This window comes from Burkholderia sp. FW306-1C-G01B, from assembly GCF_058781685.1.
In genome coordinates, this window is record NZ_JBYSWZ010000004.1 from 202239 (window position 1) to 227010 (window position 24772).

The following is a 24772-nucleotide window of genomic DNA, read 5'->3' on the forward strand; positions in this document are numbered from 1 at the left end:
GTCACTTTGAATGGGAGACGGCGGTATGACGTGGGCCCACGATGACCTCGCGCGTGACCTTGCGGCGCACCTTCGCGGCGCGTCGGATCGGCTCGTCTGGACCGATATGCAGCTCGGACCGTCCGGATCGCCGCGGCCGGACGTCTACACGGTCCCGTGCTCGTTTGCTCGGTTCCAGCCAATCGCCTACGAATGCAAGATCAGCGTCGCCGACTTCCGGCGCGATGTGACGGCCGGCAAATGGACGTCGTATCTGCGTTTCGCGGCCGGCGTCATCTTTGCCGCGCCCGCCGGCCTCCTGAAGAAAGAAGACATTCCCGCCGGCTGCGGGCTGATCGTCCGCGGTCCCGACGACTGGCGATCGCTGAAGGGGCCGACGCTGAAGAACGTGGAGAACCTGCCGCGCGACGCGTGGGTGAAGCTGATCATCGACGACATGGCGCGTCTCGCGAATGCGAGCCACGAGCAGCTGCGCGTCGGGCCGCCTACTGCTCGGGCTTCTCGCACTACCGCGTGCGCCGGGCGATCATCGAGCGGCTTTTTGGCGTGAAGTGCGATCTCGTCGATATCGCCGAGGAGTGCGACGCGCACGTGAACACGGTCAGCAAGCAGAACGCGGCGGTGCGCCGGTGGATCGAGGGCGACAAGAAGACCGGGGAGGCGGGCGTCGAGGGACTCGCGTGGTCGGTGATCGAACGGCGGTACAGCGAGCTCGGATTGCTTCGGGAGCGAACGACCGCTTGACAATGTGTGTTTCACACACAATAATCCACGATATTCGATACACGTCATACGTGCGTCCGAAGCAACGAAGCCCGCGAAAGCGGGCTTTTTTGTTTGCATCTCGTCATTACGATGGAGTTATACCAATAGACAATTAGTCTTTCGTGGTGGCGCGAGCGCAGCATCGGGCCGTCGCCGTGTCATCTGCATATCGCTAATGAAACAACTTCGGTCGTTACCACCGACGGCAACTCCGTTCGCAAAGGGCGGAACCACTTCAAAGCGCAATAGAAACAAATACTCGACATCCGACTACTTGATCTCCCGCGAAAAATGACCAAATATTCGTGGTCGATAGCCGCAATCGCGCTCAAATGTTTCGGGGATGAAACAATTTCGAAGTTTTCCGCATCAATCCGCCTTTTTGCCCGCTCCAACCAGCCCTAAATCGACGCCTAGACGTAGATGGCATGTCCCTTGCGTGCCGGATGTTGAATTCAAATCTGAAAATCAGCTCGAGGCGAAACCATCAACTTCATCTGGGCTCAATCGGTCTTCAGCAGCGTAGTAGGGAACTAAGCTGAATCCGCATGCAGTACACCTTCTAGGGAGGGGCGAAACGGAGATATTTGAAAGAGCGATCAACGGGAGATGCGAATTCCAATTGGGAATGCCGCCGACACCGATTAAAGCCACGCGCTGTCGGCGGATATTAGGACCGGCTTTAATGATGTTGGTCTTCGGATTAGGAGTGCCTTTCGCAGCCGAAGGCCAACACGGAAAGCATATTGCGAAGCCTGGCGTAAAGGAACCAACTTATGTTGATTGTGGGGAAGGCGGTATCGTTGTGCTTCCGCCCGGAGTACCCGAGAGCTCGGCATATTGCCCCAACAGTGGCGCGGGTGGAGACCCGGGAAACGCCGGTTCAGGGCAGCAATACCCAGTACAGCCCGGGCGACGGAGTCTGCATCCTCCTTACCACCCCCCACATAACCCGCCACCGTGCTTAAAGTTCGGAAACTGTGCCGCATCTGGTCAGCTCGGCACCAAGTAAGCATGAAACAGAACCAAGCTGTGAGCAAACCTGTGGACTTACTCCCCTCGCAGGGAGTCGAGGGTTAAGGGGGGGCATCGCCGAAGCGAGGCCCGGAAGGGGCAACTCCGGCATAATGCCATTGCATCGGCGGACTTGTTCGCCTACAACCTCGGCTGCGGGATGGAGCAGTCTGGCAGCTCGTCGGCCTCATAACCCGAAGGTCATAGGTTCAAATCCTATCCCCGCAACCAACATCGAAGCCCGCTGAGCCGACAAGCCAGCGGGCTTTTTCGTTGTGGCGCGTCCGCGCGCTATACTCGCCACGGCCTTAGCTCCGCCGGCGGGGAAGACGCAGCGAGGTGATCAGCCAGCGCGCCGCGAGGTGCAGACGGGTTTCCGCCGCCCTGCTGGCACCAGACACGTTGAGCCCGCTGAGCGAAAACCAGCGGGCTTTTTCGTTACAGTTTGTCGAGTTCGTCCGTTGCCGCCTTGACTGCGGCAGCAATGAGCTTTCCGAGAGCCGCGCCGTTTTTCTCCGGCTCAGCGAGCCAACCAGAAGGTGACCCAGGTTCGAAAAGACCCGTTTCGAGTGCTGCCTTTACGAGTTCGGTCGCTCGATTTTTTGCATCAGTGCTTGCCATCGAATTAACTCCCGTAGCGTGAGCCGGTGAATTCCGGCCCGATGATTCTACGCGAGAATTTTGGAGCGTCAGGGCAGTAGCGGAGGGCCCGCTGAGCGAAAGCCCGCGGGCTATTCCCACACGATCGCCGTCGATTGAAGTGGGGCGGAACGCAAGCGAATTAGCGCGGCGGATTTGCCTTCAAACGCTCGATTTCCTTCTGCTGCTCTTCTACGACAGCGATCAAGTTCGTGAGCGCTGTTGCAGCTTCCTCGAATGCGTGGAACACCTGGCTCTGTGTTCCTGTACGCGCAAAGCCGCCGGCAAAACCGATCATATGGCGGAGCGCCCGTGCTGCCTTTGTTAATTCTTTCTTTTCCATAGTTTCCCCGAAGTAGTGTGGACTTTTGATTCTACGACGTCGGAGCAATTTCGAGGATCAGATATGGCGACTACCTTGGGAGTTCGCATGGACGCGGCGACTCTACGCCCAGCTCCGCCTGAGACGTTGTTTGACGAATCGAACCGGTTCCGACACATTGCACCGGCCGATGGCGTCAACGACTGGGTGCACCACACGTTCTTGTGCGACGGCGCGCCGCTGCAGAACGACGACCACAAGCACCTGATCGACGCCGATGTCGCCTATCTCTGGGCGGCCGTCGAGAACGTGCGCCAGATGCGCCGCGTCGTCGGCCAGTGCGAAGAGGTGATGATCCGCGCCGGCGGCTGGCAGCGCGCCCGGCAGGAGCAGCAGCTCTGCGAATGGTTCGGCCGCGTGCCGGCGTTCCTGATCACGCTCGACGCGCACTATGCGCGCGAGTGCAACGATCTGCAGTGGTGCGCGCTCGTCGAACACGAGCTGTATCACATCGGTCAGCGCCTCGATGCGTTCAGCGCGCCGGCCTTCACCAAGGACGGCATGCCCAAGCTCGGCATCCGCGGGCACGACGTCGAGGAATTCGTCGGCATCGTCCGGCGCTACGGCGTCGGCGGCGGCGCGGGCGACACGGCGAAGTTCGTCGCGGCGGCTCAGCGCGCGCCCGAGGTTGGCCATGCCGACATCGCCCGGGCCTGCGGTACTTGCATCCTGCGTGCCGCGTAGTCCCCCTGAAAGTTTTCCGTTATGGCAGCACTTCCCGAACCGATCAACGTGTTCGTCACGCAGGCGCTCGCCTGTTTCGACACGCCGTCGCGCGCCGCGAAGGCGGTGCGCGAAGAGTTCGGCGTCGAGGTGTCGCCGCAGCAGTGCGAGCGATACGACCCGACGAAGCGCGCCGGCTCGGCGCTCAGCAAGAAATATCGGGAGATCTTCGAGCGGACGAGGGCTGAATTCCTAAGCGACACGTCGCGAATTGGCGTGTCGCACCGCGCGGTTCGTCTGCGCGCGCTCGATCGCGCTGTAGCACTGGCCGAGCAGCGCGGCAACTTGCCGTTGATGGCGCAGCTGCTCGAACAGGCGGCGAAAGAGGCCGGCGACGCGTTCACGAACCGGCGCCGCCTCGAACATACCGGGGAGGACGGCGGCCCAATCGTGAACAGGACGGTCGTCGTCGATGAACAGCAGGTCGCAGCCGCCGTCGCCAAGCTCGAAGACGAGTATTGACCCCGCCATCGAGCGGGCCGTCCTGAAGGCGAAGTGCGAGCGGGACCACCTGTTTTTCAGCCGGTACTTCTTCAAGCACCGGCAGGCGATCAAGTTCCGCGTCAACTGGCACCATGTGCTGATTGCCGACACGGTGCAGCGCGTGATCGACGGCACGCTGAAGAACGTCGTTATCAACGTGCCGCCGGGCTCGTCGAAGACCTCGACCCAGCGGTTGCAGAACGCGTTTTCGCCGTCGCTGGCGACGATCAGCGCGAAATCGACAAACTGAAGGCAGTGCAGGGCTGGGTGTGTGCGGTGCGCCCGGCAACGCCGGGATGTTAATTCTCACACCTAGCCCCGAGTCATTGCCCTAGCACGTACTGAAGCGGTGCTTCGACCGCGAGGGATCCACCCATACTGCCAGCGAAGTGCAGGCAATAGATCAAGGCCCAAAGCGCCGCCGGATTGCCCGGGGTGCTAATACCGTGAAAATCGCCCGTGCTGCAGAACATCAAGGAATCGACGGCAAGGATTCCATCGATCACCCCGGGTCTCAACTTCGACCTCATCGTATCGAGTGATTTCCATCCTTTGAATCCAACGACGAAAAACGGTATGTGTGGCAGGGCCGTTGGGCCGAAGGCGATACCACTGCCGAACTGCCGTTTGAGGGCTGAGAGCTTGCTCGCAGTTGCTTCGACCTCGCTCCATTGACTCGATAAATCTGACTTTACTTCGATGACAGCAGAAATCCCTTCGGCCAAGTAGAGGCGAGTCTTTTCCGATCCAACAATCGGCAAGCTCGGAACGAACGGGTATTCGATGACTACGTCCAATTGACCACTTCTGTTCCCCGCCTGGTCAGTTGCGTCACCAGTACCGAAGCGAAAGTGCGACGGCAACACCTGCGACAGAAAGCTATCGATGAAGGTCTGGCGCTCAAGTCCTTTAGTGTTGGAAGATAGGCTAATGTTGGATTCATACGCTCCAACTAGCATTTTGTGGATACCGCTTAACCGGCTTATGACGTGTTGATTCAATTCGCGCCCCGTACGCTTCTTTTATGAAAGTCAAGTCTAACCGATCTTTCGATATCGCCGTTTGAGGTATCCCAGCACTGCGTGTTTAGTTCTCGGGGCCATCGTCTATGTCGTCTTGGCTGCGGTAGATGGCGCCTGGTTCGTCGATCGGCACTATGTCGTAGCCACGCGCCGTCAAGCTGATCTCGAAATCGCTGAATGCCTCGAACAAGTCGAGACCGCACTTCACTTCAGTGAATTTCGAATTGAGGGTGTTGGTTGCGACACGCTCATGGAATGCGGCGACCGGATCGGACGTATCCCCAGCATCGAAGTGCGAGATCCTGAGAAATGGGGTGCGTCCTTCCTTTGCATACGTCGTGCACAGTACGATCTGCACATTCGTGATCACGTGATGGGGCGGAATTTCCGGCGCAATTCGTTGCAGGTAATCCCGGAAAGAACCGTCAGCCTCGCGTTCGTGAGCGTATGCAACCCCGTGCCAGTCATCAGTTGATGTGCGAAATTCTTCATCGATCGTGGACATGGTCGCCTCCTGTTCCAGAGCGTTCTGGATGCCACAGGCCCGTCACTTCATCCCGGCGCGCCGCATCTCCTCTCGCGTCGATACAACTGCCCCTGTGCGCCGGCTAGATCGCCCTTGTTGGTGACGTTCTTGTCGGTATATTCATACCATTCTTCGATGCGTTCGAGCGATTTGCGTAGTGCGCGAATCTCAAGGATGAGCCACCGGACCTGAAGGTCGGTGTACTCGCGCCACAGCGCACGAAGCTCAGCATCCGTCGGGGCATCGAACTCCCGCATCACTGGCTTCATCTTGAAGCGTGGATCTGTGAGCGGCACACGGTTACGATCGATCCTGGTGGCCTCGATCGGCGTGCACGAGCCTAGGAACACCGCCCGTGCGTCCTGATCAATCCAAAATTCAAATTCCGGTTTCGTGAGCTCGATCGGGGTCCTCAGGCGGTTCTTGTCGTCTTGGAACCCATACTCCCAAATGTAAGCCCACTGCGGCTTGATCACGTTACCGCTACTGTATAAAAACACAGTGTATCCCGGGGTAAGATGGGGTCGTCAAGATCGAAAATTGGGGACGGCGATGTGCACGAACTACGTCGCGCCGGGCGAAGATCCGGGCCTGAGCGAGCTCAAGATCGACAACTTCCGCGATCTGTACCGCTGGACGCCGTGGAAGCCCGAGATCTACCAGGACTACGACGCGCCGATCGTCGCGAGCATCGACGGGCAGTTCAAGCCGCTGATCGCGGGCTTCGGTTTCTGGCCGCGCGCGCTGCAGAAGGCCAATGTCGAGAAGGCGAAGGAGCAGGGCCGCAAGCCGCCGATCATCCGCAGCACGATGAACGTGCGCGACGACAACCTCGGGAAATCGCCGCTGTACGGGCCGGCAAGGCGGGCCGGCAAGCGTTGCCTCATCCCGGCGAAATGGATCTATGAGCCCAACTGGGAGACGGGCAAGTACATCCGCTATCGGATCGGGCTGGCCGGCTGGCGGTCGCTATGCGTCGCAGGCATCTGGCGCACGTTGCAGCGCCCGGACGGCACCGAGCAACACACCATGGCGATGATCACGGTCAACGGCGACGAGCACCCGATCATGAAGCACATGCACCGGCCCGGCGACGAGAAGCGGTCGGTCGTGATCCTGCGGCCGGACGATTGGGAGGAATGGCTGACGACGTCGAACGTCGAGGCGGCGCGCGCGATGCTGCAGCTATACCCGGCCGAGGACATGGCGGCCGAACCCGCGGCAGACAAGTAGGTCGCTGGGGCCGTGCCCAGAGTGTGCCCCGAATGCCTGCAAATTGACTAAAATGGGCGCGAAAGCGTAGCCGGCTATGGGGTGGCTATCGCTTTAATTCGTTGATTCGACTGCGCTTTCGTTCCCGTCTATTTTCAAACTTCCGTTCTTCTAAGCCGTAGGTCACACGTTCGAATCGTGTAGGGCGGGCCAGTAAAATCAAGTGCTTACCTCCGCTCTCTCGCTGCATCAGCCATCAATCAGTCGTCCATGTAACCGTGGTGTAACCAGATTTGGTCAATTCATCACGAGGCTCGTCGTGTCGCGGTCGCTTCGCCGCCCAGTGTCAGATTGCCCGCTGCCTCCCCAACTCCGATAATGCTTTCGAGTAATAGAAAGAGCCGGGGGCAGACGTGAGCAGCAACGATAGTGGAAGCAGCGCCTTGGGCGTCATCGTCATTGCGGCCGCAGTCGCATGGGGAGCGACTAAGGGCTGGTTTTACCAGACGGGGCAGGAATGGTTTGATACCTATTGAGCGTCAATCAATACCAAAGCTCCGACGACGGCGGCAGAGGCAACGGCATGGGCTCAGTGCGAACCACAGACCAAGAAAGCCCTGTTTGACGCCGGATATGTATTCGGCGGGAATCCGGAATATGCTGCGACACCAGAGTTGAAGGCGCTGGAGGCTTCGTGTCCGAGCAATTGGGCAGACGTTCCAATGTCCGGCGTGCATGTGCTGGCGATTGACCTGCTACAAAAGGACGGCGGCCCACAATGGCTCGATAAATTTCTACCGCCGGACAGGATGATTGTACGGACGTTCGATAAGCGCTGGCCCAACTGCAACACGGTGCGCGCTTCCAATGGATTTCCGAAGATTGTCCAGAAGGGAGGTGGGTTCGACTGGGCCGCTCCATGCCAGCCTTGCGAGGCAGAAAAGGCGAGCATGGGCAAATAGGCGCGAGCTGTGACCTTGCACGCTTCTCTGCCATGCGACGTCGGAAAGCTTGGAGCCCCTACATGACTCTTCTCTAACGTCGGAGAGGTCGGCACCGTCGTGAGCGAACTGAAGGCAGGGAAGTCGTTTGAAGGTCTGGCTCGCCAGTACAGCATCGCGCCGAGCCGCGATAGCGGTGGGGAGTTGCCTTGGGTGAGCTTCACGACGCCGGCGACGAAGGGCAAGACATCCGGATTGCCGGTCGTGATCGCCTAGGCGCTTGAGAAGCTGCCGGTCGGTGCCGTTACGCCCGATTCGATCCCGGTCGACGGCGCGCGCGTTATCGTGAAGCTCGACGCCAAGCGACCGACGCAGGTGCCGGCATTCAATCAGGCGCAGGCCGCGATCCGCTAGCAACTCGAGGCGCTCGCGCTGGAAAAGGCGAGTGCGCAGTTTGTTGGCGGCCTGTTGAAGAGTGCGACGATTCAGCAATAGAACGTTGCACGGCCGAGGCAAGATGCGGCATATGAATGCGAGGTAAAGGCCGTGACCTCAGGTTGACTATTCTCTCGCCAGCTTGTCTTTGATGTCGACGGAGACACACATTATCGGGTGGGGAATGTGCTCGCGGCCACCGATGGCTCGCCACGCCGAATACGATCCGACGCGGCCACTGGTGCGCGCGCTGCTATTTCATCGGCATCACGACGACCGACAAGACGTGCCAAAAGCGGCGGCACGAAACCACACGGAAATGAAGGGCGAGGTGCGGACGTAGCGGACCGGCTAAACGCGATCCGAAATCGGTAACCGTCCGTCCGGCGCGTCGGCGGCCGGTGTCCGGCAATGCGCTAAAATCGCGCACAGACCCGCAACTGAAGGGGTGCCGCATGTCGAATAACAGAAATCGAGAGGGCTCATGTTCAAGGCAATTGCAGGCATTGCGATCGGGGTCGTTTTTCTCGTGATCGCGGCTGTCATCGGGTGGTCCACGCGAGGGTTCCTGCAGACTGCGATCGCTGTGCCTGGCGAGGTGGTCAGCCTCAACGCCGGTGGCAGCCACCCGCAGATCGAGTTCGTGACGAAAACAGGCGAACGCGTGTCTTACCCGCAAGGCGGGATGATCTACGGTACCAAGGTGGGCGACAAGGTTACCGTCCTGTATCAGCCGGAGGCGCCCGCCCGCACTGCCACGATCGACCGGTTCGGTGCCGTGTGGAACTGGACGTTGATGGCCACGATTTTCGGCATCGGATTCATCTTCTTCGCGGCGATGAATCTTCCGTCAAAAAAATAACAACCTCTGAGAGGATTGGCCGTGTCAATTCTGAGACCAAGCAACTGGAGCTATAAGACGGGAGCGACGGGCGGCGTCAGCATCGAATTCGTCGTCGCGTCCGGCGGCACGATCGTTCTCGCCGACCCCGGTGGAACCGAAACCGATTTTTACTACGGCGGCGTAGGTGTGGGCATCGGTTTCGGCCTTCGTCTCCCGAAGATCAAGCTCCCGAGATTTTCCCTGCCGGAGATCAAGATACCCAAGATCGCCGGGCACGAGGTCGGAGGGGCCGGCTCTCTCAAATCGTTCGATAGTGCGGGGCTCATCTACATGGCGCCGGCGTTTAGTGGGACCGAGTTGACCAAGAGCGATTTCCAGGGCGCTACGGTGTACCTCGATGGGGGTGTGGGCATCGGCTACGGCAAGGCTGGCTCGGCGATGATCCTGGGGATCAATTCGGCACAGCTTGCCCTTGGCCTGTCGAATCCGGCGATGACGTGGCTCGCCGAGATCGCGATTGCGCATGCCCCTGCGATTTTGCTGATGGGCGGCACGACGGTTGGCCTGCAAGCGGGCGCCGGCGCTGGCATTCTGGTCGGCTATCTGCATTGACTAGATCAACGGCCGCGTTCCGGATTGCGCCGGGCAGCGGTGCAGTTCGTGTCCGGTTTGCGACGAACGGATGATGAGCTGTACATAGCTGTTCGTCGGTGCGTACGGGGCGAAAAGCAGATCCAGCACTCGTGCGAACAGGTGCAACGTGACATCGCGCAACATGCTTTCATCGAGCGACACGATGATCTCGACACCACGCACGAACGACGGGAAATGACCGTCGAGCGACATCCACTTCCTCGCAGGTTGGTAGTCCAGCCCGGCGATCGCGTCGATGCTGCGCTGAGCGACGATGTTCGCGCGCGGTGCGTGCAGCCGCAAGAAATCCTTGAATGCCTTCAGGCCAGTCTGCGTCAGATCGAACGGATGCAACGACATGCCCGCCACGACTCGCCACAACGCATCGTGCCCACGCGCAAGCGCGCTCGGCAGAGTCGGCCGCGTGAGCAACCGAATGGGGCAAGCCAGCGCGGCGCCTTCATGAACGAGGTCGCTGTCCGGCGCGCCGATCGGTAGCCGCGAAGGTAGTTCTCCATTGGTGGCCGTGACGTCGACATCAATTTGCGGGTGCTTCACCCGGGCGGTGTTACCTTCCAGCCCGACGAGCGACAGTAGCAGCGGGGCACGTGCATTGCCTGCCGCTGCATGCGGATCCCGGAACGCAGTCCAGTAAGCAATTACAGGATTAGGTTTCCGGCCATGGCTGAACGCGCGGTACGGCAGCACGGTCGTGCGTGAAGCCGCAGCGGAGGAAGGCATTCCCTTTTCGAGTTCGGACTGCGTCCGATCACCCAGATGAACGGCGTCGATCGAGTACACGTCGAGCGGCGTGCCGGTCTCCAGCGGCTCGGGCGTCACGGGGTGCGCCCGATCGGTGGTCGTCAGCTGGATGGGCGTGGCGTCTCGCTTGAACAGATTGACGACCGGCGTGCAAAAAAGTTTGAACGACGTGACGTCCAGGTCGTGCAGTGCCTGGGCGGCAGCCGATCCCGCTGGCACGTCGCGAATGGCAAGGTGCAACGTCATTTGTCGCGCCTCCGGCGCACGCGAAGCGCGGCGCATTCGCCCCAGGTCGATGTCGACGAAATCGAACTTCTCGGGGAACGCGAAAGACTCGATCAGGGTTTGGCATGCGTCCGACGTGCTGGTGGATTCTTTCGGCAACAGCCGTTCTTTCTCGTCGAAGCCAACCGATTCGATCGGGATCTTTGATAATGCCGCCCACCGGCCGCTCTGATCGACCTCGACAAACGCCGCGCTTGCACGCAGCTGCAGCGCGTCGGCAAGCGCGGCGACGCGGGCGCGGTCACCCGCCAGGTGAATACGAACCTCGCCAGACGGGATCGCGCCATCGAACGTCTCGGTCGGCGTTGCGCTTTCGAACGCGATCGAAAGGATGGCGGAGACGTTGGCCGGAAGCCGGACAGCCGCGGGGACCATCGTGGCCGGGGCAAAACGTGCGGAGTGAATCCGCAGCGGCGCCAGCGTGACATCGTAGGTGGTTTGAAACCGGCACGGTGCCGCATTCGCATCGAGCAACGTACCGCGCTGCATCGTGAAGGGCACCGTAAGTTGGCCGAACAGGTTGGTCGGATCGAACTGGGCGATCGCGCAGGCGGGCACGGTGCGCAGGTACTGCGGGTAAAGAATTTCGAGTAGCGATTCGGTGAACTCGGGGTAGGTGTCCTCGAGCTTCGCGTCGACACGGGCGGCCAGCAGCGCGAATGTCTGGATCATCCGGTCGACATGCAGATCGCCCTGGCCATTGGCGATGCCCAGTCGGGCGCCAATCTTCGGATAGCGTCGGGCAAATTCGGCAACGCCACGCAACAGCAGACCGATCTCGTATTCGTAATGGGGCAGAAGATTATCCATTCACCTTCCGTGCGGCTCCGTCCCCATATTCCAGGTACAGAAACGAAACGCAAAACTTGATCCTTCCCGGGGCACGCAGTTTAATATCCGTCGACGAATAATATCCTGCCGTTCCGATGCGGGGTTCCGAGGGCGCCATGCAACTGTTAGATATTCCAAGCTTTTTTGGGCTACAGAGCAACCGTTTGTTCACCATCCAGACGCCAATGAAAGGACGGTCTGATCTGGTGCTCGTCGATTTTCAGGGTACTGAGGGTTTATCTCAGAATTTCGAGTTCTACGTTCGACTTGCTTCTCAAGATTCGAATATCGAACTGAAAAAGCTGATCGGCCAACCTGTAACGATTACGTTGCAGTTGACCGATGCATTGGCGAGTTCGGAAGAGCGGTACTTCCACGGGTACGTGGCCAACTTCTCGCACCTCGACCATGACGGCAGCTTTACGCTCTACAGTGCGACCATCGTGCCTTGGCTGTGGATGCTTTCGCGCAGCCGGGACATTCGGATTTTTCAGGAAGAGAATACCGAAGCAATTCTTTCGAAAGTCTTTCGCGAATACGGGAAGATTGCGTCGTTCGAGTTCCGGTTGTCGAAGGCGACGAAGAATCGCAGCTACTGTACGCAGTATCGGGAGACGGATCTTGAATTCGTCGAGCGTCTGATGCAGGAGGACGGGCTGTTCTTCTTCTTCGAGCACGCGAAGGACGATCACAAGCTCATCATTACGGATAACTCGGTTGCCGCGAAGCCGATCGGCGGCCGCAGTCCAGTGCTGCAGTACACGAAGGGCGAGGCGCTCGACAATCTGGCGGTGATCACCACGTTTCAGGCGAGCCGCCAGCTCGAGTCCACGCACGTCGGATTGAAGACCTTCGATTACAAGGTGCCGCACGCGCGCAGGTATGTGTCTGGAGGCACGGAAGTCGATCAGGGCGACGTGCCATCGTACGAAGTCTACGACTACCTCGGGGAGCATGGTTTTCCCGATAGTGATCGTGGCGAGGCGTTGACGCGTTTCAGGACGCAGGCGCTTGCCGCGCACAGTAAGATTTTCGTCGGAACGAGCACGAGCCGGCGGTTGTCGCCTTGCCTGTATTTCGAGCTCGACGATCACTACGACCACGGCAGCACCAAGCCTGAAGATCGCCAGTTCCTGCTGACCACGGTGTCGCATAGCGGCACGAACAATTACCAGGCCGGAGAAGGTGCCGCGACCTATCAGTGCAGCTTCACCTGCATCCGCAAGAAGATTCCGTATCGTCCGGCGTTCACCGTCGAGCGGCCGTCGATCATCGGGCCGCAAACTGCGGTCGTCGTTGGGCCCGAGGGCGAGGAGATCTACACGGACAACCTGGGCCGCGTGAAGGTGCAGTTCCACTGGGATCGTCTGGGCAAGCGCGATCAGGGGAGTTCGTGCTGGGTGCGCGTTGGGCAGCCGTGGGCCGCCAGCGGATTCGGGATGATTCAGATACCGCGGATCGGTAACGAGGTGGTCGTAATTTTCCTCGATGGGAATCCGGACCGCCCCCTGATCATCTCAAGCGTTTACAACTCGGCAAACATGCCGCCGTGGGGTTTGCCGGCGAACGCGACGCAGAGCGGGATTCTCACACGCTCGACCAAGACCGGGAACGTGAACACGGCCAACGCAATCCGCTTCGAGGACAAGAAGGGCGCCGAAGAGGTGTGGCTGCACGCCGAGAAGGATCAGCGAATCGAGGTCGAGCACGACGAGTCACATTGGGTCGGCAACGATCGCACGAAGAATATAGACCACGACGAAACGGTGCATGTTGGTCATGACCGAACCGAGACGGTCGACAACAACGAGACCATCACGATCGGCGTGGACCGAACCGAACGAGTTGGTAGCAACGAGACCCTGACGGTCGGAGGTAACCGAAATGAGACGATCGAAGGTTTGCAGAATCTTCTGATCGCGCTCGCTTCAACCGAGACGATCGGACTCGCCAAGGCACTGACGATAGGCGCCGGTTACAACGTAGCGGTCGGCGGTGCAATGAATACGGTCGTCGGGCTCGCACAGGCCGAAGAGATTGGCCTCTCCAAGACGACGCTGGTTGGAAAAACCTGGACCATTACTGCTGGAGATCGATTGGAAATCAAGGTTGGCAAAGCGCACCTTGTGATGGAGAGCGATGGCACGATCTCCATCAACGGACACGAGATCAATGTCGGGAGCACCGGCGAGCAGCACTATAAGGCTGACGGCGAAATCAACATGAAGGGCAAGAAAATTCTCGGGAACTGATTATGAACACTCGTCTACCTGATTCCCTCCGTGTCGAGATCGAGGGCGCGCTGTCCGAAAGTGTATCGAAGTCATCGTCAACGAAGCCGGACGATCTGCGATTTGGGGTAGCGCTTGCACGAATTCGTCGCATCAGAGAGGACGGTCGAGTTCAGATCAGTTTCCTCACGATTGATCTGCAGGACGCATGGGCGCAGTGCTTGTCCCCGCTCGACGAAACTTCAGCAGATCGCACTTGCGCTGTGCAGTTCGTTGGCGGCGACACGACGCAGCCGATCGTTATGGGCTTGTTGCTAGAGCCGACCTTGAGCGATAAAGACGAAAGCGCTGCTGCGATGGTCGGCGAACGGATCGTCATCGAAGCACAACAAGAGATCGAGCTTCGCTGCGGCAATGCACGGATTTTATTGACGCGCGACGGTATTGTTCAGATCCGCGGCACATATGTCACCAGCCACGCGAGTGCGACGCAGCGCATTCGAGGTGGATCGGTCCAACTCAACTGACGCGACGAGGAGACGTCGCAGTGGACATCGTGAATGGAAGCAAGTACTCCTCGGTCGAGGTCTCTACTGCCCTCGATGTCGAGGGGCGTGAGCATCTGATCATCGTTGCGAAGGGCACATATGGCATACCCGCTAATGATGGCGCGGCTAAGCCGATCGAAAGCCAACCGTTCGTTATGGCTGACGTCTACGCTGGTGAACCAGGTCTATCGGCGTCACTCTACGAAGCGGACTTCGTGTTGCGCAAACAGCGGTGCGACGTGCTGTTTAACGCCAACGCCTACGCGTCTGATCGTAGTCCCGTGACGCAATTGGATGTTCGAGTTCAAGTCGGTGCAATGAACAAGACGTTGCGCGTCTTTGGCGATCGTCTCTGGGAAAAGCGGTTGACTGGAATTAGGCCGGGCAAGCCTGCGCCGATCACGCGTGTGCCGCTGCATTATGGGAGGGCCTACGGCGGGGTTCAGATTGTCGAGGGCGATAGTGGAAGACAATCGTTCACGCATCGGGAAAATCCGATAGGCATCGGGTACGGGCCATCGAGTAAAGAGATGGTCGGCGTTTCAATGCCGAATCTCGAATCTGCTGACGACCCGATTCAATCTCCGAAGAAGATTTATCAGCCTCGTGCACTGTCAGCAATCAGCCGATCCGATCCGAAGCGAACTACATATGCAGGAACATACGATGAGCGATGGCGCCGTGACGTATTCCCGTTCTTGCCTGAGGATTTTGACGACCGCTACTATCAGTGTGCACCAGAGGACCAACAAATCGAATTTCCTCGGGGCGGTGAGATCGTGGAACTGCTCAATCTGATGCAGGGTAGACCGCACGTTCGCTTCAAGCTCCCGAATCTGGGTCAGATGCCGGTTCGAATTCTGGGAACTGACTATCAGGTGCACGAACCAGAAGTGCATGTAGATACGCTTTATTTCGAACCAGACGAAGAACGCTTCAGCGTCGTCTGGCGGACCAGCATTCCACTTCAACGCCGGATTCAGGAGATTGATACGGTAGCCGTCGGACCAATCTGCAAAAACTGGTGGATGGCGAAGATTGGGGGGGCAGCTGGATGTACCGGGTGTGGAGGTAAGCGCAGCACAAAATCGGCACCTGACGACTGCGAAGATGAGATCACGTTGGTCGAAAAATTATGACGCCTCTTGCGATTCAAAAGATCGGAATGTGCTGTGCAGTCGGCCATTCATCGCTATCAGCCTGTGCTGCGATACGCGCGAACATCAATCACTTCCGGGAGACCCGCTTCGTCGGCTTTGATGGCGAGCCGATTGTAGGTGCTTATTTGGACGGAATCGAAGAGTGGGGGCCCGCCCGACTGGCTAAGATGTTTCACGCTGTTGTCGAAGAATGCCGCACCAGTTCTGGCGTGAGCTGGTCACCGGAAACGACGGCACTGTTCCTACTGGTGCCCGAGCCAAGCCGCCCCGGAACCGATGACGACTGGCCCGATGAGATCCTGACCTCTTGTGCTGAGGAAACCGGCCTGACTTTTAACCGACAATCGAGAATCTTGCGGGCCGGAAAGGCAGGAATTGGAGAAGCCCTCTTGCGCGCGCATTCGTTGCTAGACGAGCAGCGTGTTGGACATGTGATGGTCTTAGGCATAGACAGCTACCTGCATACGGACGTTGTCGTCCAGCATCTCGAGGGTGAGCGAATTCTCTCAACTGAAAACCGCGACGGGTACATTCCCGGAGAGGGGGCGGGCGCAGTTTTGTTAGGTCTCGACGATGGAGCACCGGGGCGGCTGCTAATTACCGGCGTCGGATGCGCAGAGGAGAACGCCCGGATTAGCCAGTCAGAGAAGCCAATTCGTGGTTTAGGACTCAAGAGAGCGATCCGCGATGCAAGTCAAATGAGTGGTTTCGCGGTGAGCGAGTGCGCTTTCCATATGAGCGACATCAGCGGTGAGTCATACTACTTCAAAGAAGCGTCGCTAGCCATCGCAGGTAGCCTGGAAACGAAGGTGGAAAGTTTCCCTCACTACACTCCGGCGAGCAGCATTGGAGAAACAGGTGCTGCTGTTGGGCCGTTGTTGCTCGCTTATCTAAGTGCAGTTGCCGGTCGCTGGGATAGTCCCGGCCGTCGAGGCCTTCTTCACTTCAGCAATGACGACGGACGGCGGGCCGCCGTCATGGTCGAATATCGGCCGGAACCCTTCCACAAGAAAAATGATGCGAGCTTTGTGGCATCAGGGGTAGGACGATGAGCACGAACGTATATGTGAACAATCGCGAGGCCTGCTCGAAAGCTGCCAAGGGCAAGTCCACGGCAGCGTTTCCAGACCCGTGTTGGAGTCCACCGAATCCGCCTGCAGGGCCGATCGTTGTACCGTATCCAAACACGGCATACGCGAAAGATCTCGCAAACGGGACGAGCACGGTATTTATCTGTGGCTCGATGGTTGCGCAGGCCGACACTTCGTATTTTGCGACGAGTATCGGCGACCAGGGGGCAACCGAATCGTTGCCGAAAGGCGTTGCGACTGGTGCGATCGAAGGCAAGGCGTATTTCATCTCGTGGTCCCATGATGTGATGTTCGAGGGTAAAGGGGTTCCTCGACATGAGGATCTGATGACGCACAACCACGCATCAGATCCGGGGAACACGCCACCTCACATTTACATGGACAGCGATGCGATTCGCCGCGATTGTTCTGGCGAGCTCAAGAAGGTTCAGGACGCTTGCAAACCGGCTGGCGACGACAAGGTGCCCAAGCACGCAGTCTTGAATAAATTCCTGAGCCCGAAAACCCTCCAAAAACTTGATCAGCTCGAAGGCGACATCAAAAAGAAGCTCGAGAGCAATAGCAACACCGCTTGGATGGAGCACTGCACTGGGCTTTGGATTAAGCCCAGCGGCGGCGTCAAGGATGTGATCGACAAGTTCAACAGCCTGCTGAAGGACATGACGTCCGACTTCAAGGAAACCGTGAAGAACATGTTGACCCCCTTGGTCGACAAGGTAAAAGCTGAGGTCGAGCAAAAGGTCGGCCAAGCAGCCGCGAAGCGCGGAGCAGAACTCGGGGAGCGGGCGCTGACGCGGTGGGGCGTAGGCGCTGTCGCGGGTGGCGGTATCTTCGATGAGGTAACTGAAATTGGCGCGACAGCATTGAATGCGTATGACTGGGCGAGCACCGCCTATCAGGGTTACCAGCTCAGCAAAGAGGCTTACAAAGCCGTCCAGGAAATCGGCGACATCAAGGATATGGTTGGACAGGCTTCGAAGGAACTCGAAGCGCTTGCTGTTGATGCAGCCAAGATGTCACCGACGCAGGCCATGGCCACAGGCATGGGCGTTCTGTCGCGTTTCAACGCCTGCACGCGAGCGCGCCGCTGTATCCTTGTCACCTATGACGAGACTAAGGCACCGAAGAACCTAAATGGGAAAGGATGTTGCCCAGGACAAACGGGCCACCATATTCTCCCTGATGAAATGACGAAAGGCGGTCGCTGCCCGGGATACGACAAGAACTCGGCGCCGACGGTCTGCGTGGAAGGTACGAACAACAATAACGGTTCCCACGGCCTGATCCATAAGGCGATGGCCATCATGATCAAGGACCATACTTCTGGGTTATTCGGCAGCAACACACTATCGTATGAAAAGGCGCGAGACTACGGCATTAGAAGCATTCGAGATACTTTTCCTGAGTCTCAGTGCAGCAGGAAGTGCCTGAAGACCCAGTTGGACTCGTACTATCGAAGTAAATGCAACCAAGACCTGCCTGCGGTTTCGGGAAGCTCCGGTGGTGGCGGGCAGGACGATAGCGCAACGGATACCGAAAAATGAACACTCAAGGAAGCGGTATGATCACGGACCGGGAGTACAAGAACAGTCTGCACGGGTACTACGTTACCGACTGTGTCGTCCGGAACCGAGATTACTTTCATTTTGCTGTGCGAAATGAGACTGAAGGAGAGGACGCCAGTCCCCTGTCGGAAGAGAAAGTATCGAAGAAGATTGTCGGGTTCTATCTCGATGAGCCGCTCGACAAACGAATGGGGTCACGTGGCCTGACCGGGTTCGGTATGCTGCATGTCGGTGCGGCCAAACTGGCATCCGGGAAAGACCAAGTTGTTGCCGTGGATGCCGGCGGACAAGTATACGCAAGCGGGGGCGGACGGTCCGAAGTCGAGGCCGCGATTCCGGTCAGTAAGCAAGGACCTCGCCGCGGAGGGATCCGACGCGTCCGCATGATCGGTGGCAGGCTCTACGCCGTCGGTGGATATAACACCGCATGCGTTCGGGCGGATGTCAACGACTGGACCTCTTTGTGCCTCAATCTGCCGATCCCTGATCCTGACAACGTCGACGCCGTCGAAGATGGAAGCTTCGCGGATATCGATGGATTTTCACACGATGATCTCTACGCTGTGGGTGGTCGCGGCAATGCATGGCGCTTCAACGGTTCGAAATGGAAGCGCGTGCCGCTCCCGACCAACATGCTTCTGACGTCCGTCTGCTGTACACCGGGTGGGGATGTGTACATTGGGGCGCAGTCGGGAACGCTTTTTAAAGGTCGAGAAGATACTTGGGTCATGATTCACCGCGGCGATATGACGTTGCCGTTCAAGGACATTGTGTGGCACGCAGACCAGCTTTGGTGCACATCCGATTACGGTGTGTGGAACGTCATCGACGACAAGGTCGTCGAAGTCGAGCTGCCAGCCGAAATCAAGATATCTGCCGGTAATTTATCGGTCGCGGATGGAATGATGCTGATGGCTGGTGTACATGGCGCGGCGTATCACGACGGAAATGAGTGGCGGCTGATCTTCAACCGCTTCGAGATGGATGAACGGGCCACTCGATAATGACGGTTTCTATGGTTGCAGGCTCTCCTGTTATACGACCACTGCTGATGCGGCACGCGCAGGATGCCGCGTTCTACTGGAGCCAGAGCGACAGCAGCTTATGTTCGCCGACAGTGTCGATCACGAAATTGGCATCGTTTCATAGTCTGCTTGAGGCAAACCTCGATGGGCTACGTGTGGCGGGCGACGCCGGAATGCTGATGGCGCGCAGAGAGCTTGATCGCTGGAAATCCCACGGCGACGCGTTCGTATACGGAGTGCTCTCGTTCGAGAAATACGCCGACAGCCAGTTTGAACCTGCGTGGGATTTGCTCGACGAGCATGCCGAGTCGACTGTACACGGATTCAGTTGCGCGATCTCATGGGCATCGCGTAAGGCTGTCTTTGCCCGACTCGAGCAATGGAAGGCAGCTGCGCACTCGCTTCCATTGGCGCTGTCGATAATCGCTCGGCGGGAGCTTGCTTTGCCGACCGCCTCACCGGACGTGGCTCGATACTTCGATCATGAGTCGCATTGGGTGCGGGTCGCTGCCTGCCATCTCGCGGCGGAACTCCCCGCAGCATCTGCTCGAGATTTCCTTCTTCGTGCACTCGATGACGATGACCTAGATGTCCAAATCGCCGCTGCTGACGGTTTAATGACGTTTGGACGTGACACGCGAGTGAAGCGACGGCTTGTCGACATAGTCCGGCGATGTAAGCCGCTGGCTGAGGAACAGCGCGGTTTGGCGAAGCAAATCGCACTTGCAAGACTGGACCGACTAGCCAGATACCTCGGGCATGCGGTGAGCTATGGCGACCATGAGGCTCAAGAAGTATTTGAAATGCTTCCTGCTGAACTGAAAATGCCGTTTGTCGCTCATCACGGTGATCCGGCGTTTGTCGACGATCTTATCGCCCAGTTAGCGACGAACGGATTGTCTGACGCTGCATTTCAGGCGATGCATTTAATTACTGGCATCGATCTTGATGACAGCGAGTTTCTGATTGGAACGACATCGACGCACGACGAGGATACTGTGCTGCAGCAGCATGATTCGGTGCGATTGCAACCGGACCATGGCGCAATTACTTCCTGGTGGAATAAAAATCGGGCTCACTTCAAGAGCGGAACTCCGTGGTTGGTAGGATCGTCCGCTGTGAACCCCGATCATGTTGGCCGGATTTTCCGCTCGGGTACGCAATTGCAACGCTTTGCAGCTCAAATGCACGCGTTTTCGCATAATATCTTGATTTCCAGATTGGACATCCGAACACCGATATGGCGTCAGCCGGGGAATTTTGCATAGTACTACCGACGTAGATCAAAGTATCCGGTGAAGCGGCGCTCGTGCTTGGGAATCAGGATTGGTTCGACGCTGCCGTCGCGATCACGGGGAACGTCGACTCGGACCGGGCCACGATCGGTGATGACCGTTTTACCGCTGGCGCCGTTGCGCTCGTTGGCTTGGCCGGCCGGCTTAGGTTGACCCGGCGGGTAGCCCAGATGCAGATTCATCTCGGCGCCCATCGCACGTTCGATGACCGCCTTGTTGAACGCCAACATCAGGTCCTGCACCTCGGCCGGCGTCATCGGCCCCTTGACCAACTGGTCCAGCAGTTCCTGTGGCAGTTTAGGCAGCGGCCCGCGGGCCGCTGCCCGACGCGCTACAGTTTGCCGTTTCTTCTTCATTGGCATATCCATGACCTTTACACCTCGTGATATGCCTGCCCGCGAAATGGCGGATAGGTCCAACTCGACTTGTTCGGCCATCTAAGTCGTACGTCACACGCTCGAATCGTGCAGGGCGGGCCAGTCAGAACCCTTGAAGACCATCGCGGTCCCGCCCCGTGTTACACAACCCCATCACTCCACCGTCACCGATTTCGCCAGGTTCCTCGGCTTGTCGATATCCGCCCCACGCAAACACGCCGCGTGATACGCAAGCAACTGCAACGGCACCACATGAAGAATCGGCGACAACAGCCCGTAGTAATCCGGCATCCTCAACACCGACACACCCTCGCTGTTGTCGATCCGCGTATCGGCATCGGCGAACACATAAAGCTGCCCGCCGCGCGCCCTCACTTCCTGCATGTTCGACTTCAGCTTCTCGAGCAGCGCATCATTCGGCGCGATCGTCGCGACGGGCATCGTATGGGTGACGAGCGCCAGCGGCCCGTGCTTCAGCTCGCCCGCGGGATACGCTTCCGCGTGGATATACGAAATCTCCTTCAGCTTCAGCGCGCCCTCGAGCGCGATCGGGTAATGCAGCCCACGCCCGAGAAACAGCGCATTTTCGTGCTGCGCGAATTCCGCCGCCCAGCGCTCGATCTGCGGCTCCAGCCTGAGCACGTCGTCGAGCGCATCGGGCAGCCGCCGCAACTGCATGGTGTAGCGTGCGAGCTGCGCGTCGTCGACATAACCTCGCAGCCGCCCGAGCGTCACGGCGAGAATGAACAGCGCGACGAGCTGCGTCGTGAACGCCTTGGTCGACGCGACGCCGATTTCCGGGCCGGCCCGCGTCAGGAACCGCAGGCCCGTCTGACGCATCATTGCGCTGGTCGGCACGTTGCAGATCGCCAGCGTGTCGATATGGCCGAGCGCCTGCGCGTACTTGAGCGCGGCGAGCGTGTCGGCGGTCTCGCCGGATTGCGACACGCTCACGACCAGCGTGTTCGGTGTGGCGAGCGCGTCGCTGTAACGGTATTCGCTCGCGATTTCGACCTGCGCGGGCACGCGCGCGATCGTTTCGAGCCAGCGGCGCGCGGTCAGGCCGGAATAGTGACTCGTGCCGCACGCGAGAATCAGCACGTTGTCGATCTGCCCGAACGCCCGCGCGGCGTCAGGGCCGAATACGGCCGGATCGAACAGCCCCGCATCCGGGATGGTCGCGGCCACCGCCTGCGGCTGTTCGAAAATCTCCTTCTGCATGAAATGCCGGTACGACCCGAGTTCGACCACGCCTTGCGCGGAGGAAACGGTTTGTATCGCGCGCTCGACCGGCGCGCCGCTGCGATCGAGCACGCGCACGCCGCCTGCCGTCAACTCGACGACGTCGCCTTCCTCGAGAAAAATGAAGCGGTCGGTGATGCCGGCGAGCGCGAGCGCGTCGGACGCGAGAAAGCACTCGCCGTCCTTCACGCCGACGACGAGCGGGGAGCCGGCCCGCGCGCCGATCAGCCGCTGCGGCTCGTGTTTGCTGAACACCGCGATCGCATAGGCGCCGTGAAGCTGCGACGTCGCATCGCGCACGGCGGCGAGCAGGTCGCCGCGATACTTGCTGTGGATCAGGTGAGCGACGACCTCGGTGTCGGTCTGGCCGTCGAACTCGTAGTGCTTGTCGGAAAGTTGCTTGCGCAACGTTTCGTGGTTCTCGATGATGCCGTTGTGTACGAGCGCGATTTCGTCGCGCGAGAAAATCGGATGCGCGTTGCAGGTTGCCGGTGCGCCATGCGTCGCCCAGCGGGTGTGCGCGATGCCGGTGCTGCCGGTCAGGCCGGTGCTGCGCACGTGTGCGTCGAGATCGGCGACGCGCGACATGCTGCGTTCGCGGCGCGCCTGGCCGTCGACGACCGTTGCGACGCCGCATGAATCGTAGCCGCGATATTCGAGGCGACGCAAACCTTCAATCAGAATCGGGACGATGTCCCGTTGCGCGACCGCGCCGACGATGCCACACATTACACGTCTCCTTCCCTTTTGATCATCATGGACCGCGCACCCTTGCATCAGTGCGACGCGGTTGCCGTTGCCGACGCCGTCGTGAATCCGCATTGAGCAGGTGTTACGGGCTCCGCCATCCGGCTTTCGAAGGCCAGATAAAGCGATTCCTCCAGTACGTTCCAGTGCGCACCGTGACGGTACGGGCCGGATCGCGCATGCCAGCAGGCGACCGTGCTCCAGTCGTTCATCTTGAACGCGACCAGTGCGATCAAGCCCCACGGATAATCGGTGCCGGCGAGTTGCTGCCACGTCCTGCCGTACTTCTGCATCCATTGCGCATAGATCATCTCGTTGGATTGTTCGGGAACCTTGATATCGGACAGGAGCGGGAAAATCTGCGCGACTTTCGCCGGATAAAAACTCGTGCCGCCGACTTGCTGCGTGCTGGCGCGAAAGCCGGATTGCGCGCCGCGCCAGAACACCTTCAGGATCGCCGACGCGAGCTGGTCGGCACGCTGGCTCCACGGGTCTGCGTGCATGTAGTCGGCGCGCTGTACGTAGTACGCCGCGAGCGCCCGGAACGCGCCGTGCACCTCGACGTTGTCCATCAGCAGCGCGACGTGCTGCGACGACGAGATCTGATAGACGCCGGCAGGCTTGTCGAGCAGGGTGTCCAGATGCGCGCCTGCGCGGCTCAGGCTGAGTTCCCATGCAGCGGGCATGCCGTCGGGCGGTGCGAAACGGGCGAGCAGTTCGATCCAGGTCGCCATCATCGCGTCGTCGGTGTCCGCTTCGGCGCACGGGCTGTACTGGCCGTTCTTCACACAGTAGCGATCGAAGCCGCCGTCCGGACGCTGACGCGGCAACAGCCAGGCGATCCATGCGAGTGCGGCCTGATGCGCGTCGAGTCGCGCATCGGAGGCGGCGAGCAGCGCCTTCGCCGCAAAATAAGGATCGATGCCGGCACCGTTCAGGCGTACGGTGATCGCTCCGTCGGGGCGTTGGTACAGCCCGTTGAGCAGGAGCTCGGCGGCGCTCGCGTGCAGCGCGAAGCCGCACGCGGCGACACAGCAGGCGACGTGCCACAGGCGGCGCAGCCGGGCGGCGGCCGTCACGCATGCGCGTGCAGCCGGGAAAAGCGCGGGCCGGTTCATGATCGGGGGCTCCTGCGCGGTGGTCCTTCGCAATCGTCGCCGGGTGCGGCGTTGGCCGCGTCGCGCCCGGCGAGCGTGTCGACGTTGTGGCTCAGTGCACCCTGGTGCTGGTGAACTTGAGGCTGGTGCCGCTATTCGCGCTCACGAGCCGGTTCGTCGCATGAGCGCTTGAAGGCGGCCCGCGGATCGCGCGGATCTCGACGGGAAACGACCGCACGTTCGTCGCGCAGGGGCGGCTGTCTTTCGCCCCGGGCGGACGCGTCGCGTCGCCTCCCGGTTTCGTTGCTTCGGCGCCTCCGTCTGTCCGCTGTCGTGCGAGTACTTCGGGACACACCTGTCCGGTATTAAGCAAGGCGTGAGCCATCGGCCGCGATGCACCGTGCAGCAAGGGGCGGGAGGGCGGGCTGCGAATGCGGACCGGGCGGCGGCGGCGGGTTTTGATTCACTGGCGAATCAGCTTGTGCGCAAGCGGTGCGACGGCACGCGGTCGACGTCGCGGCCCGCACGCGCCATGCGGCGTGCGATTTGTCTGCCGAACCGGTGCCACCTTGCCGGGGGCGGCTTTGCGCGGTCGGTGCATCACGCGCTATTCGCTGCATATGCAGAGGACGGGAAGCCGGGGCGGTGCCGGTTGCCGCGAGCGCCGACTGGACCGGACTCGGATGTAACCGCCGGTTCCGGATTTGCGTTACACATTCGCAACATTTCGCTCCCGCGGACTCATGCGGCGCGAATGCCGCCGCATGTCGGGAAATCTTTCGTGCACGACAGTGGCCGAGCGGTCGATTGCACGCCGCGCACTGCACAGACAAAAGTTTCGAATCGAGGCGGCGCAAAGCACTTCGAAAGATGCGCGAGGTCCGGGGCGCAATGGGC

21 protein-coding genes, 1 tRNA gene and 5 pseudogenes are annotated in these 24772 nt (G+C 59.6%); 18 read left to right on the forward strand and 9 right to left on the reverse strand.

The features are described 5' to 3' along the window. The first annotated feature begins 25 nt into the window (after positions 1 to 25). The 3 genes and pseudogenes from AC3WLY_RS10480 to AC3WLY_RS10490 all read left to right on the forward strand — a co-directional run bounded on the left by AC3WLY_RS10480 (position 26) and on the right by AC3WLY_RS10490 (position 2010). Positions 26 to 550, forward strand: coding sequence for a hypothetical protein (locus AC3WLY_RS10480; protein ID WP_492308639.1), 525 nt, complete (start codon positions 26 to 28; stop codon positions 548 to 550). Continuing rightward, positions 481 to 744 (forward strand): annotated as a pseudogene (locus AC3WLY_RS10485) (DNA-binding protein); the annotation flags it as partial. The gene AC3WLY_RS10480 and the pseudogene AC3WLY_RS10485, both read left to right, overlap by 70 nt. Before the next feature lie 1189 nt (positions 745 to 1933). Next, a tRNA-Met gene (locus AC3WLY_RS10490) sits at positions 1934 to 2010 on the forward strand. A 207-nt stretch (positions 2011 to 2217) separates the two neighbouring features. Here AC3WLY_RS10490 and AC3WLY_RS10495 read toward each other — a convergent pair. Beyond that, the gene (locus tag AC3WLY_RS10495; protein WP_492308541.1) at positions 2218 to 2400 is read right to left on the reverse strand and encodes a hypothetical protein; all 183 of its coding nucleotides are present in this window, start codon (positions 2398 to 2400) and stop codon (positions 2218 to 2220) included. 160 nt (positions 2401 to 2560) lie between these two features. Continuing rightward, a complete protein-coding gene (locus AC3WLY_RS10500) occupies positions 2561 to 2761 on the reverse strand; it encodes a hypothetical protein (protein WP_492308540.1) in 201 nt (66 codons plus the stop codon). Positions 2762 to 2848: 87 nt separating this feature from the next. On the opposite strand from AC3WLY_RS10500, the gene AC3WLY_RS10505 reads away from it, so the two are divergent. The 4 genes and pseudogenes from AC3WLY_RS10505 to AC3WLY_RS10520 form a co-directional block, all read left to right on the forward strand. Beyond that, on the forward strand, positions 2849 to 3484 hold the full coding sequence (locus AC3WLY_RS10505) for a putative metallopeptidase (protein ID WP_492308539.1): 636 nt from the start codon (positions 2849 to 2851) through the stop codon (positions 3482 to 3484). Positions 3485 to 3505: 21 nt separating this feature from the next. Beyond that, entirely contained in the window at positions 3506 to 3985 is a 480-nt protein-coding gene (locus tag AC3WLY_RS10510) for a DUF2280 domain-containing protein (RefSeq protein ID WP_492308538.1), read from the forward strand. Then, positions 3936 to 4187: pseudogene (locus AC3WLY_RS10515) on the forward strand (phage terminase large subunit); the annotation flags it as partial. The gene AC3WLY_RS10510 and the pseudogene AC3WLY_RS10515, both read left to right, overlap by 50 nt. Next, positions 4184 to 4309: pseudogene (locus AC3WLY_RS10520) on the forward strand (lysis system i-spanin subunit Rz); the annotation flags it as partial. The pseudogenes AC3WLY_RS10515 and AC3WLY_RS10520, both read left to right, overlap by 4 nt. Positions 4310 to 4329: 20 nt before the next feature. On the opposite strand, the gene AC3WLY_RS10525 reads toward AC3WLY_RS10520, so the two are convergent. The 3 genes from AC3WLY_RS10525 to AC3WLY_RS10535 form a co-directional block, all read right to left on the reverse strand. Beyond that, positions 4330 to 5007, reverse strand: a complete 678-nt coding sequence (locus AC3WLY_RS10525; RefSeq protein WP_492308537.1) for a DUF6602 domain-containing protein — start codon at positions 5005 to 5007, stop codon at positions 4330 to 4332. Positions 5008 to 5092: 85 nt separating this feature from the next. Continuing rightward, a complete protein-coding gene (locus tag AC3WLY_RS10530; RefSeq protein WP_492308536.1) occupies positions 5093 to 5533 on the reverse strand; it encodes a hypothetical protein in 441 nt (146 codons plus the stop codon). A gap of 47 nt (positions 5534 to 5580) precedes the next feature. Further along, the gene (locus AC3WLY_RS10535) at positions 5581 to 6030 is read right to left on the reverse strand and encodes a hypothetical protein (protein ID WP_492308535.1); all 450 of its coding nucleotides are present in this window, start codon (positions 6028 to 6030) and stop codon (positions 5581 to 5583) included. Positions 6031 to 6106: 76 nt separating this feature from the next. Here AC3WLY_RS10535 and AC3WLY_RS10540 point away from each other — a divergent pair, with 76 nt between their 5' ends. The 4 genes and pseudogenes from AC3WLY_RS10540 to AC3WLY_RS10555 all read left to right on the forward strand — a co-directional run bounded on the left by AC3WLY_RS10540 (position 6107) and on the right by AC3WLY_RS10555 (position 9598). Further along, positions 6107 to 6787, forward strand: a complete 681-nt coding sequence (locus AC3WLY_RS10540) for an SOS response-associated peptidase family protein (RefSeq protein WP_492308534.1) — start codon at positions 6107 to 6109, stop codon at positions 6785 to 6787. A 1034-nt stretch (positions 6788 to 7821) separates the two neighbouring features. Further along, positions 7822 to 8202 (forward strand): annotated as a pseudogene (locus tag AC3WLY_RS10545) (peptidylprolyl isomerase); the annotation flags it as partial. A gap of 424 nt (positions 8203 to 8626) precedes the next feature. Next, on the forward strand, positions 8627 to 9004 hold the full coding sequence (locus AC3WLY_RS10550; RefSeq protein ID WP_310134864.1) for a DUF3592 domain-containing protein: 378 nt from the start codon (positions 8627 to 8629) through the stop codon (positions 9002 to 9004). 21 nt (positions 9005 to 9025) lie between these two features. Then, a complete protein-coding gene (locus AC3WLY_RS10555; RefSeq protein ID WP_492308533.1) occupies positions 9026 to 9598 on the forward strand; it encodes a hypothetical protein in 573 nt (190 codons plus the stop codon). Here the strand turns inward: AC3WLY_RS10555 and tssF are convergent, their stop codons facing one another. After that, on the reverse strand, positions 9599 to 11476 hold the full coding sequence (gene tssF / locus AC3WLY_RS10560) for a type VI secretion system baseplate subunit TssF (protein ID WP_492308532.1): 1878 nt from the start codon (positions 11474 to 11476) through the stop codon (positions 9599 to 9601). A 137-nt stretch (positions 11477 to 11613) separates the two neighbouring features. Between tssF and AC3WLY_RS10565 the strand changes: the two genes are divergently transcribed. From AC3WLY_RS10565 to AC3WLY_RS10595, 7 genes are read left to right on the forward strand one after another with little or no spacing between them, the layout of a single operon-like run. Then, entirely contained in the window at positions 11614 to 13749 is a 2136-nt protein-coding gene (locus AC3WLY_RS10565) for a type VI secretion system Vgr family protein (RefSeq protein WP_492308531.1), read from the forward strand. Positions 13750 to 13751: 2 nt separating this feature from the next. After that, positions 13752 to 14255: a DUF6484 domain-containing protein gene (locus AC3WLY_RS10570; RefSeq protein WP_310134844.1), complete on the forward strand. Its 504-nt coding sequence runs from the start codon at positions 13752 to 13754 to the stop codon at positions 14253 to 14255. A gap of 20 nt (positions 14256 to 14275) precedes the next feature. Next, positions 14276 to 15415 carry a DUF2169 family type VI secretion system accessory protein gene (locus AC3WLY_RS10575; RefSeq protein WP_425131516.1) on the forward strand — a complete coding sequence of 380 codons (1140 nt, stop codon included), beginning with the start codon at positions 14276 to 14278 and terminating at the stop codon, positions 15413 to 15415. Then, positions 15412 to 16488: a hypothetical protein gene (locus tag AC3WLY_RS10580; protein ID WP_310134838.1), complete on the forward strand. Its 1077-nt coding sequence runs from the start codon at positions 15412 to 15414 to the stop codon at positions 16486 to 16488. Before AC3WLY_RS10575 ends, AC3WLY_RS10580 begins: the two co-directional genes overlap by 4 nt. Beyond that, positions 16485 to 18071 carry a PAAR-like domain-containing protein gene (locus AC3WLY_RS10585; RefSeq protein ID WP_310134835.1) on the forward strand — a complete coding sequence of 529 codons (1587 nt, stop codon included), beginning with the start codon at positions 16485 to 16487 and terminating at the stop codon, positions 18069 to 18071. The genes AC3WLY_RS10580 and AC3WLY_RS10585 overlap by 4 nt, the downstream gene beginning before the upstream one ends. Further along, complete coding sequence (locus AC3WLY_RS10590; protein ID WP_208457437.1) at positions 18068 to 19096, forward strand: WD40/YVTN/BNR-like repeat-containing protein; 1029 nt, start codon at positions 18068 to 18070, stop codon at positions 19094 to 19096. Before AC3WLY_RS10585 ends, AC3WLY_RS10590 begins: the two co-directional genes overlap by 4 nt. A gap of 47 nt (positions 19097 to 19143) precedes the next feature. Beyond that, positions 19144 to 20385: a HEAT repeat domain-containing protein gene (locus tag AC3WLY_RS10595; RefSeq protein ID WP_492308530.1), complete on the forward strand. Its 1242-nt coding sequence runs from the start codon at positions 19144 to 19146 to the stop codon at positions 20383 to 20385. 14 nt (positions 20386 to 20399) lie between these two features. Here the strand turns inward: AC3WLY_RS10595 and AC3WLY_RS10600 are convergent. From AC3WLY_RS10600 to AC3WLY_RS10610, 3 genes and pseudogenes are all read right to left on the reverse strand, one after another. After that, a pseudogene (locus AC3WLY_RS10600) lies at positions 20400 to 20768 on the reverse strand (transposase); the annotation flags it as partial. 174 nt (positions 20769 to 20942) lie between these two features. Continuing rightward, a complete protein-coding gene (gene glmS, locus AC3WLY_RS10605; RefSeq protein WP_175963892.1) occupies positions 20943 to 22760 on the reverse strand; it encodes a glutamine--fructose-6-phosphate transaminase (isomerizing) in 1818 nt (605 codons plus the stop codon). A 47-nt stretch (positions 22761 to 22807) separates the two neighbouring features. Beyond that, positions 22808 to 23896 (reverse strand): hypothetical protein, encoded by a 1089-nt coding sequence (locus AC3WLY_RS10610; RefSeq protein ID WP_492308529.1) that lies wholly within the window; start codon positions 23894 to 23896, stop codon positions 22808 to 22810. Positions 23897 to 24772: the final 876 nt, after the last annotated feature.

Coding starts and splice junctions, on each gene's coding strand:
- AC3WLY_RS10480 (WP_492308639.1), top strand. CDS start 26: ATGACGTGGGCCCACGATGACCTCGCGCGTGACCTTGCGGCGCACCTT.
- AC3WLY_RS10495 (WP_492308541.1), bottom strand. CDS start 2,400: ATGGCAAGCACTGATGCAAAAAATCGAGCGACCGAACTCGTAAAGGCA.
- AC3WLY_RS10500 (WP_492308540.1), bottom strand. CDS start 2,761: ATGGAAAAGAAAGAATTAACAAAGGCAGCACGGGCGCTCCGCCATATG.
- AC3WLY_RS10505 (WP_492308539.1), top strand. CDS start 2,849: ATGGACGCGGCGACTCTACGCCCAGCTCCGCCTGAGACGTTGTTTGAC.
- AC3WLY_RS10510 (WP_492308538.1), top strand. CDS start 3,506: ATGGCAGCACTTCCCGAACCGATCAACGTGTTCGTCACGCAGGCGCTC.
- AC3WLY_RS10530 (WP_492308536.1), bottom strand. CDS start 5,533: ATGTCCACGATCGATGAAGAATTTCGCACATCAACTGATGACTGGCAC.
- AC3WLY_RS10540 (WP_492308534.1), top strand. CDS start 6,107: ATGTGCACGAACTACGTCGCGCCGGGCGAAGATCCGGGCCTGAGCGAG.
- AC3WLY_RS10550 (WP_310134864.1), top strand. CDS start 8,627: ATGTTCAAGGCAATTGCAGGCATTGCGATCGGGGTCGTTTTTCTCGTG.
- tssF (WP_492308532.1), bottom strand. CDS start 11,476: ATGGATAATCTTCTGCCCCATTACGAATACGAGATCGGTCTGCTGTTG.
- AC3WLY_RS10565 (WP_492308531.1), top strand. CDS start 11,614: ATGCAACTGTTAGATATTCCAAGCTTTTTTGGGCTACAGAGCAACCGT.
- AC3WLY_RS10570 (WP_310134844.1), top strand. CDS start 13,752: ATGAACACTCGTCTACCTGATTCCCTCCGTGTCGAGATCGAGGGCGCG.
- AC3WLY_RS10580 (WP_310134838.1), top strand. CDS start 15,412: ATGACGCCTCTTGCGATTCAAAAGATCGGAATGTGCTGTGCAGTCGGC.
- AC3WLY_RS10585 (WP_310134835.1), top strand. CDS start 16,485: ATGAGCACGAACGTATATGTGAACAATCGCGAGGCCTGCTCGAAAGCT.
- AC3WLY_RS10590 (WP_208457437.1), top strand. CDS start 18,068: ATGAACACTCAAGGAAGCGGTATGATCACGGACCGGGAGTACAAGAAC.
- AC3WLY_RS10595 (WP_492308530.1), top strand. CDS start 19,144: ATGCGGCACGCGCAGGATGCCGCGTTCTACTGGAGCCAGAGCGACAGC.
- glmS (WP_175963892.1), bottom strand. CDS start 22,760: ATGTGTGGCATCGTCGGCGCGGTCGCGCAACGGGACATCGTCCCGATT.
- AC3WLY_RS10610 (WP_492308529.1), bottom strand. CDS start 23,896: ATGAACCGGCCCGCGCTTTTCCCGGCTGCACGCGCATGCGTGACGGCC.